This window comes from Pengzhenrongella frigida (genome assembly GCF_004168625.1).
Taxonomy (GTDB): Bacteria; Actinomycetota; Actinomycetes; order Actinomycetales; family Cellulomonadaceae; genus Pengzhenrongella; species Pengzhenrongella frigida.
This window is the reverse complement of record NZ_SDWW01000034.1, coordinates 43,660-52,210: the sequence shown is the minus strand read 5'-3', so window position 1 is coordinate 52,210 and position 8,551 is coordinate 43,660. Positions and strand designations below refer to the sequence as shown.

Here is an 8,551-nt window from a genome sequence, read left to right as displayed (position 1 = left end):
ACGGGTGGGTCGGGAGTGGGGCCAAATCAGAGCATCAAAACCGGTCCAAGTGGGGCCAACTCAGGCTGGCACACTCAGCGCCACGAAGATGAGGGCCGCGGCGAGGCGCAGAGCCGGATCGATCGGCAGCTCGAGCGCCTCCAGCGCGATCCCGGCCGCCAGGAAGGCGAGCGACGTCCGGATCCAGGCCAGGAAGGTGCGCTCGTTCGCGAGCGAGAACCGGATGTCCGGCTCGGACCCCGTGCGGTAGACGCGCCGGGGAAAACGCCGGTCGTCGGGCACCATCGCAGTCCCCCCGGATCTACCCTGCCGGCCAGGTCGCCCGCCGTTGCAGGCTAGCAGCGCCACCCGGCGGGGTCACTCCGGTCAGCGGCAGGTGCAGCGCTGGGCCGGCTGGACGTTCTCCATCACGGAGTCGACGTGCATCCCGCAGCCGGACCAGGTGATCTTGCCGCAATTTGCACAACGGGCGGGACTGCACATGAGTGACTCCTCTGGTAGGTCGACGAGAGTCACGACCATACCCCCAGGGGTATCCGTCGCGCAAGCGGCGAGGGACGGGCTCGCCCACCGAGGCCCTCCGGTGCCGCCGCCCCGGGTCCGTATCATCAGGGCTGCGCCCGGTCGTCCGGCGGACCGCGCGCCGTCCATGCGGTCCCGACCAGGACCACCGCCCCGCCGCTCCCTGATCGGTCTGGACCGAGATGCTCCCCAGTGAACCGCACTCCCCCGACGCCCTGATCGCGGCGATCGCGGCCGCCGTCGTCGGCGAGGATCACGTCCTGGCCGGGCCCTACGGTCCTCGCCGGATCACCTACGCCGACTACACCGCATCCGGGCGCTCGCTCGCGTTCCTCGAGGACTTCATCCGCGCCGAGGTCCTTCCCCGCTACGCGAACACCCACACCGAGTCGAGCGCCACCGGGCTGGCTACCGGTCGGCTACGCGAGGACGCCCGCCAGATCATCCGCGCAGCGGCCGGGGCCGACGAGGACACCGCCGTGGTGTTCTGCGGATCGGGCTGCACCGCGGCGATCGACAAGCTCGTCGGGATCCTGCAGCTGCGGGTGCCGGCCGACCTCGACGACCGGTTCCACCTCTCCGCCCAGATCCCGCCGGAGCAGCGGCCGGTCGTCTTCGTCGGCCCGTACGAGCACCACTCCAACGAGCTCGCCTGGCGCGAGACCATCGCGGACGTCGTGGCGATCGGCGCCGACGACGTCGGGCACATCGACCTGGTGTCGCTGGCGGCCGAGCTGACGCGGTACGCGGACCGACCGCTCAAGATCGGGGCCTTCTCCGCCGCGAGCAACGTCACCGGGATCCTCACCGACACCGCCGCGGTCGCCGCGCTGCTGCACCGCCACGGCGCGCTGGCGTTCTTCGACTTCGCGGCGGCCGCACCCTACGTCGACATCGACATGGACGGGCCGACCGGGCCGGACGGGACCGACGCCGATCCGGCCACGGCCAAGGACGCGGTCTTCCTCAGCCCGCACAAGTTCATCGGCGGCCCCGGAACCCCGGGGGTGCTCCTCGTGCGCCGGGACCTCGCGCACAACCGGGTCCCGGTCGTACCCGGTGGCGGCACGGTCGCCTTCGTGACCCCGCACCTGCACGCCTACCTGTCCGACGTCGAGCTCCGGGAGGAGGGCGGCACGCCCGCCATCGTCGAGTCGATCCGCGCCGGCCTGGTCATGCAGCTCAAGGCCGCGGTCGGCACGGCGGCGATCCGGGCGCGGGAGCAGACGCTGCTCGAGCGCGCCCTGGCCCGGTGGCGCACCAACCCCGCGATCGAGATCCTCGGCGACACCGGGGCCGACCGGCTCGCCATCGTGTCGTTCACGGTGCGGGCACCCTCGGGCCGCCTGCTGCACCACAACTTCCTCGTCGCGGTGCTCAACGACCTGTTCGGGATCCAGGCCCGCGGCGGCTGCGCGTGCGCCGGGCCGTACGGCCACCAGCTGCTCGGCATCGACGACCGGCACTCGGACGCCTTCCAGACGGCGATCGGTGCGGGCTGCAGCGGGCTCAAGCCCGGCTGGGCGCGAGTGAACCTCAACTACTTCCTCACCGACGCGGTCGCCGACTACCTGATCGACGCCGTGGACCTGCTCGGCTCGGACGGCTGGCGCCTGCTCGACGAGTACGGCTTCGAACCCGCGACGGGGCTCTGGCGGCACGCCACCCGTCCCGCCGAGCCACCGCTGCGACTGAGCGACATCCGGTACGCCTCCGACGGGTCGATGACCTACCCGCGCGACGATCGCCGTGCACCGGTGACGGCCCTGCCCGGCTACCTGGCCGAGGCCCGCCGGATCCTCGCCGCGGCGACGCCGACCCCGCCGGCCGCACCGGGAGCCCGGCCGGTCGGCAGTCCGACCAGCTGCCCGGGCCAGAGCGACCCGGGGCTGAACTGGTTCGAGCTGCCGACGGCGCCGGTCAGACAGCAGCCGGTCAGATAGCGGCTGGTCAGATGAAGAACGCCCCGTTGGACTCGTTGGCCTCGCCGAGGAACGTCGCGACCCCGCCGAGCTCCACGCCGTCGATGAGGTCCTCCGGCGCGATGCCCAGCAGGTCCATCGTCATCGTGCAGCCGACCAGGCGGACGCCGGCGGCCTGAGCCGAGGCGATCAGCTCGGGCAGGGTCGGCACCTTGTTGTCCTTCATGACCTTCTTCATGAGCAGCGTGCCCCCGCCGAGCATGTTGAGCGTGGACAGCTTCAGGTTCCCGGCCCCGGACGGCAGCACCGCCCCGAACATGCGGTCGAGCTTCGACCGCTCGCGCGCCGGCGGGTTGTCCCGCCGCAGGGAGTTCAGGCCCCAGAACGTGAAGAACATCGACACCTCGTCGCCCATCGCGACCGCGCCGTTGGCGAGGATGAACGCCGCCAGCACCTTGTCGAGCTCGCCCGAGAACACCACGAACGACTTCTTGTCCTTGAGGCGCGCGGCCGCACCGGAGAAGGCCACCGCTCCCCCGGGACCGGTCGCCGCACCGGCCGGGCGCCCCTTGCGGATGCGCGCGGCGTAGCCCGGACCCTCCGGGGTCAGCGCGAGGATCTCGTGACCGTTCTTCGCCGCCCACGCCGGGGCGTCGAGCCGGAAGCCGGCGTCGGACACGTGCGCGAGGATCTCGTCGCCCGGGGCCAGGGTGCCGATCCGTTCCTGCAGCTTCATGATCGGCCCCGGGCAGGCGAGCCCGGTGCAGTCCAGGTCGATGAACACGCCGGTGGACACCGGCTCGGGGACGGCGCGGACGTGCTCGGCGTACGAGGTCACCGGCAGCGGGGCGTCGATCTCGCTCGGCGCGACGTCGTGGAACGCCCGGAACGTGCGCATCCCGCCCGAGAGGGTCTTGACGTCGAGGAACCCGCGCTGGGCCAGCGACCGGTAGGCGAGGTAGCTGCGGAAACCCACCGAGCAGTACAGCCGGATCGGGGTCGCGCGGTCCCAGCTCTCCTGGGCAGCGCGCAGGTCCTTGAGCGGAACGTTCTCCGCACCCGGCAGGTGCCACACGTCGAACTCGTCCGGGCCGCGCACGTCGATGATCCGCGCGCCCTCGGTCGCCTCGGGGTAGTCGCTCGCCCGCCACAGCGCGAGGTCGCCGCGCAGCACGTTGGACGCGACGAACCCGACCATGTTGACCGGGTCCTTGGCCGCACCGAACGGCGGGGCGTAGGACAGCTCGAGGGTCTCCAGGTCGTACACGGTCATCCCGGCCCGCAGCGCGGTGGCGAGCACGTCCAGCCGCTTGTCGACGCCGTCGAACCCCGCCACCTGCGCGCCCAGGATCCGGCCCGTGTCCGGCGCGTACAGGACCTTGACGGTCATCATGGCGGTGCCCGGGTAGTACCCGGCGTGCCCGTTCGGGTGGGTCGACACGGCCGAGAACGGCAGCCCGGCCGCGATCAGCTGCTTCTCGGTGGCACCGGTCCCGCCCGCGACCATCTCGAAGACCTTCACGACCGACGTGCCCTGGGTGGAGTCGTACACGGTGTCCCGACCGCAGATGTTCTCGGCCGCGACCCGCCCCTGGCGGTTCGCCGGCCCGGCCAGCGGGATCAGCCAGGTCCCGGGGAGCACGGTGTGCTCGACCTCGACCGCGTCGCCGGCCGCGAAGATGGCCGGGTCAGAGGTCCGCATGTGCTTGTCCACGAGGATGCCGCCGCGCGGGCCGAGCTCGAGCCCGGCGGCCACGGCGAGCTCGGTGCTGGGACGCACGCCCGCGGCGAGGATCACGAGGTCCGTGTCGATGAACGTGTTGTTCTTGAGCTCGACCTTGACCTGGTCGCCGCGGCCCCGCGCGAACGCCGCGGCCGCGGTCTTCAGGTGCAGCGCGATCCCGTGCGCCCGCAGATAGTTCTCCATCGGCGTCGTCATCTCGCGGTCCAGCGGCGGCACGATCTGGTCGGCCATCTCGACGATCTCGACCGCGACGCCGCGCTCGTGCAGGTTCTCGGCCATCTCGAGGCCGATGTAGCCCGCCCCGATCACGACGGCGTGCTTGATGCCACCCGCGCGGTCCTTGCTGTCGACATTTGCGCCTGCGGCGCCGTCGACCATTGCGCCTGCGGCGCCGTCGACCATTGCGCCTGCGGCGCCGTCGACCATTGCGCCTGCGGCGCCGTCGACCATGGCCTTGATCGCGTCCATGTCGCCGATCCGGCGCAGCACCTGGATCTGCGGGAGGTCGATGCCGGGCAGGTTCGGGCGCACGGGGTTGGCGCCCGGGGCGAGCGCGAGGGCGTCGTACGGCTCGTCGTACTCCTTGCCGGAGTCGACGTCGCGCGCCCGCACGGTCTTCGCCTCGCGGTCGATCGAGATCACCTCGACGCCGATGCGCACGTCGAGGTCGAGCGACTCGCTCAGGCTCTGCGGCGTCTGGAGCATCAACCGGCTGCGCTCCGTGATCACCCCACCGATGTGGTACGGCAGGCCGCAGTTCGCGAACGAGACGTGGTGCCCCCGCTCGAACACCACGATCTCGGCGAACTCGTCCAACCGGCGGGCCCGCGCCGCGATCGACATTCCTGCCGCTACTCCGCCGACGACGACGATCTTCATGGTGGTGCGTCCTCACGTTGGGTTCGTTCTCACGACCGTACGAGGGGGGAGGCACCGCTCCGCAGGACCAACGTCGCATACCCCTAGGGGTATCAGTGTGTCGTGCGTCACAACCCTGTCAGGCGAGCGACAGGAACAGCTTCTCGAGCTTCTGGACGTCGAGGGTGTCCTGGCCGTCGGTCTGCACCAGGCACTGCCGCATGCCGGTGGCGATGATCGCGAACCCGGCCCGGTCCAGGGCCTTGCTGACGGCGGAGAGCTGCACGACGATGTCCTCGCAGTCTCGGCCCTCCTCCAGCATCCGCAGCACGCCGGCCAGCTGGCCCTGCGCGCGCTTGAGGCGGTTGATGACCTTGCCCATCTCGTTCGGGTCGAGCTCCATGGTGCTTCCTCCGCCTCGGTTCCGGTCAGGATACCCCGGCGGGTACCGCCCCCCCGGCCCGGACGCGCGCGGCCCGGGACCAGGACTGGCGGACCCTCACCGCCGGACGATCACGCAGCCGACTCACACCCGGGAGCCGGTGTGCCCGCGCATGAACTCCTCGAGCCCCGGTCCGGGAAGTGCGGGCGCATACAAAAAGCCCTGGGCCCCCGCACAGCCGATCGCGGCGAGGACACGCTCCTGTGCGGCCGTCTCCACCCCCTCCGCGGTCACGGCGATGCCCAGGCGCTCCGCCAGCGCGACGACGCCGGCCACCAGGCGCCGGTCGTTCAGGTCCGTCGCGATACCGCCGACGAAGCTCCGGTCGATCTTCATGAGGTCGATCGGGTAGCGGCGCAGGTAGGACAGCGAGCCGTAGCCGGTCCCGAAGTCGTCGATCGCGAGGTCCACGCCGCGGTCGCGGATCCCGTGCAGGTTGGCCTCGACGGTCGCGCTGTGGCTCAGCACGGCGGTCTCGGTGATCTCCATGCACAGCAGGTCCGGATCGAGCCCGCTGGTGTCGAGCGCCGCGTCCAGGATGTCGAGCATCCCGGGTTCGCTCAGCTGCAGCGCGGACAGGTTGACCCTCAGCACCGGCCGTCGGCGCTGAGGGTCGGCAGCCCAGTGCGCCGCTTCGGCGCAGCTCTGCCCGAGGACCCACGCCCCGATGTCGAGGATCAGACCGCTGTCCTCGGCCACGTCGATGAACTCGCCCGCCACGCGCAGGTTCCCGTCGGGATGGTGCCACCGCAGAAGCGCCTCGGCGGCCCGGACGGTCCCGTCGGTCAGGTCGATCTCCGGCTGGTACCAGACCGCCAGCTCATCACGGGCGAGCGCGTGCCGCAGCTCGCTCTCGATGCGCAGCCGCGCGTCGACCGTGCGCCGCAGGTCCTCGTTGAACTGCGCGACCCGGTCGCGTCCGGCCACCTTGGCCGCGTACATGGCCGTGTCGGCCTCCCGGATGAGGTCCCCCGCCTCACGGACCGGGTCGACCCCCGGGATCGTCACCGCGACCCCCACCGAAGCCGTCGCGAACAGCTCCGTGTCCCCGACCACGAGGGGCTTTCGGGCCCCGGTCACGAGGCGCTCGGCCAGGCGCTGGGCCGCTCCCGGGTCACCCAGGTCCCGCTGCAGCACCACGAACTCGTCGCCCCCGTGCCGGGCGACGAGATCGACCGCTCGCACCGACCTGGTGATCCGCTCGGCCACCGCCCGGAGCAGCTCGTCCCCGACCGTGTGCCCCATCGCGTCGTTGACGTTCTTGAAGTGGTCGAGATCCAGCAGCAGGAGGGCGGTCGCCCGCCCCGACCGCTGGCCGGCGGCAAGCGCACGGCCGGTCTCCTCGAGCAGCATGGCCCGGTTGGCGAGCCCGGTCAGCGGATCGTGACTGGCGGAGAACGACAGCTTCTCCTCGGCGGCCTTGCGGTCCGCGACGTCGACGAGGCCGCCCACCACCGCCATCGGCACGCCGTCGGGCGTCCGCTTCAGGCGCAGGCGGCACGCGACCCACCGGTAGCTGCCGTCGGCGCAGCGGAACCGGATCTCCACGCTCGCGGTGCTTCCCGGCGCTGTGTCCGCCCACACCTGCCGGAACCGCACCTGATCCTCGGGATGGAGGAACGCAGCGATCTCGCTCCCGACGACGTCGGTCGGTCGCCATCCCAGGATGTCGGTCACGGCCTCGGACACCCACTCGAAGGTCCCGCTCGGAGTCAGCTGCAGCACCACGTCCGAGGCATTCTCGGCGAGCAGCCGGTACCGCTCCTCCGACCGGGCCAGGGCCTCAGCAGCCGCCGACCGGTCGGTGACGTCCCGCCAGGTCAGCGACAGCCCGTCGCCGACGCGCGCGGCGCGGATGTCGTAGCGCCGCTCGGTGCCCAGGATCTCGTGGACGTAGCCGACGTCGTCCACCTGCAGGGGCTCGCCGCTCTCGACGACCCCTCGGTAGGACTGCAGCAGATCCGTGCCCGCGTGACCCACAAAGATCGAGAGCAGCCGGGAACCGACCAGCTCCGTGTACTCCAACCGGTTGTAGGCGCAGGCGGCCGGGTTCGCGTCGACGTAGACGAAGTCCACGATCTGACCGGCCTCGTCGCGGATCGCCGCCAGCAGGATGTGCGGGTCCAGCAGGGAGTCCACCGTCGCGCGCAGGTGGGCCCGATCGGCCTGGGCAGCCTCGCGCGCACGGACCAGCTCGTCGACGTCCTTCAGGCTCGCCACCACCCCGACCGGCGCGCCGGACTCATCGAGGATCGGGGTCGAACTGCCGGACATCCACCGCCACCCCGCACCCTTGATCCGCATCCGGAGCGCCACGCCGCCGCTGGGGGCGGTGAACGGGTCCCCCGCGTCCGGCGCATCACGCAGGGCGGCGGCGGCGGCCTGGTCCTCCGGATGGACCAGGTCGGCGACGGCCGTGCCGATCAGCTCCGCCGGCGCCCACCCCAGCGTGCGGGTGACGGCCGGCGAGACCCAGGTGATCTGGCCGTCGGACGCCGTCTCCGCGACGAAGTCTGCCGCGCTCTCGGCGAGCAACCGGTACCTGCGACCAGCATCCACGACCGCCTCCTCGGCCCGCCGCTGCGCGGTGACGTCCCGCGCGGAGACCAGCACGCCGTCATCGAAGGCCGTCGCGGTGAGGAAGAACACGCTCTCCACCTGGCTCCCTCGGATCCGCGGCACCTCGAACGACACCGGCTCCGTCGCGGTCAGCGCGCCGACCAAGGCGTCGAAGGCCCCTCGCTCCCGGACCGCGGGGAAGACCTCGAGCAGCCCCCGCCCGATCAGCGGCGCGGCGGGCCGACCGACCAACCGCGCCGAAGCCTCGTTCAGGAACCTGAACCGCAGCTCCACGACCGCGCCCGCCGGGTCACGGACCGCACCGAGGATGGCCACCGGGTCGGGCAAGGCGATCAGCGCGGCCGGGAGATCCAGCGTCGGGGCCGTCGCAGGGATCGGCCCCGGACCACCCGTCTCGGTGACGCCCATCGACCCACCCGGCCTCTGCTGTGCTGCGAAAACCCGTGCCTCCAGACAATCACGACGAACCGTGCGCGGTCCACG

The 8,551-nt window shown here is 71.8% G+C and carries 5 protein-coding genes and 1 pseudogene; 1 reads left to right on the top strand and 5 read right to left on the bottom strand.

The features are described 5' to 3' along the window. Positions 1-63 precede the first annotated feature (63 nt). Together EUA98_RS13790 and EUA98_RS20690 are read right to left on the bottom strand one after the other, a co-directional pair. Positions 64-285: pseudogene (locus tag EUA98_RS13790) on the bottom strand (YidH family protein); the annotation flags it as partial. An 81-nt stretch (positions 286-366) separates the two neighbouring features. Further along, entirely contained in the window at positions 367-483 is a 117-nt protein-coding gene (locus EUA98_RS20690) for a DUF8730 family Cys-rich protein (RefSeq protein ID WP_491562671.1), read from the bottom strand. A gap of 221 nt (positions 484-704) precedes the next feature. Here EUA98_RS20690 and EUA98_RS13785 point away from each other — a divergent pair, with 221 nt between their 5' ends. Next, the gene (locus EUA98_RS13785; protein ID WP_130103267.1) at positions 705-2,465 is read left to right on the top strand and encodes an aminotransferase class V-fold PLP-dependent enzyme; all 1,761 of its coding nucleotides are present in this window, start codon (positions 705-707) and stop codon (positions 2,463-2,465) included. A gap of 7 nt (positions 2,466-2,472) precedes the next feature. Here the strand turns inward: EUA98_RS13785 and EUA98_RS13780 are convergent, their stop codons facing one another. The 3 genes from EUA98_RS13780 to EUA98_RS13770 form a co-directional block, all read right to left on the bottom strand. Then, positions 2,473-5,067, bottom strand: a complete 2,595-nt coding sequence (locus EUA98_RS13780; RefSeq protein WP_130103266.1) for an FAD-dependent oxidoreductase — start codon at positions 5,065-5,067, stop codon at positions 2,473-2,475. Between the two features lie 118 nt (positions 5,068-5,185). Beyond that, complete coding sequence (locus EUA98_RS13775; protein WP_130103265.1) at positions 5,186-5,449, bottom strand: metal-sensitive transcriptional regulator; 264 nt, start codon at positions 5,447-5,449, stop codon at positions 5,186-5,188. A gap of 123 nt (positions 5,450-5,572) precedes the next feature. Continuing rightward, entirely contained in the window at positions 5,573-8,476 is a 2,904-nt protein-coding gene (locus EUA98_RS13770) for a sensor domain-containing protein (protein ID WP_130103264.1), read from the bottom strand. Positions 8,477-8,551: the final 75 nt, after the last annotated feature.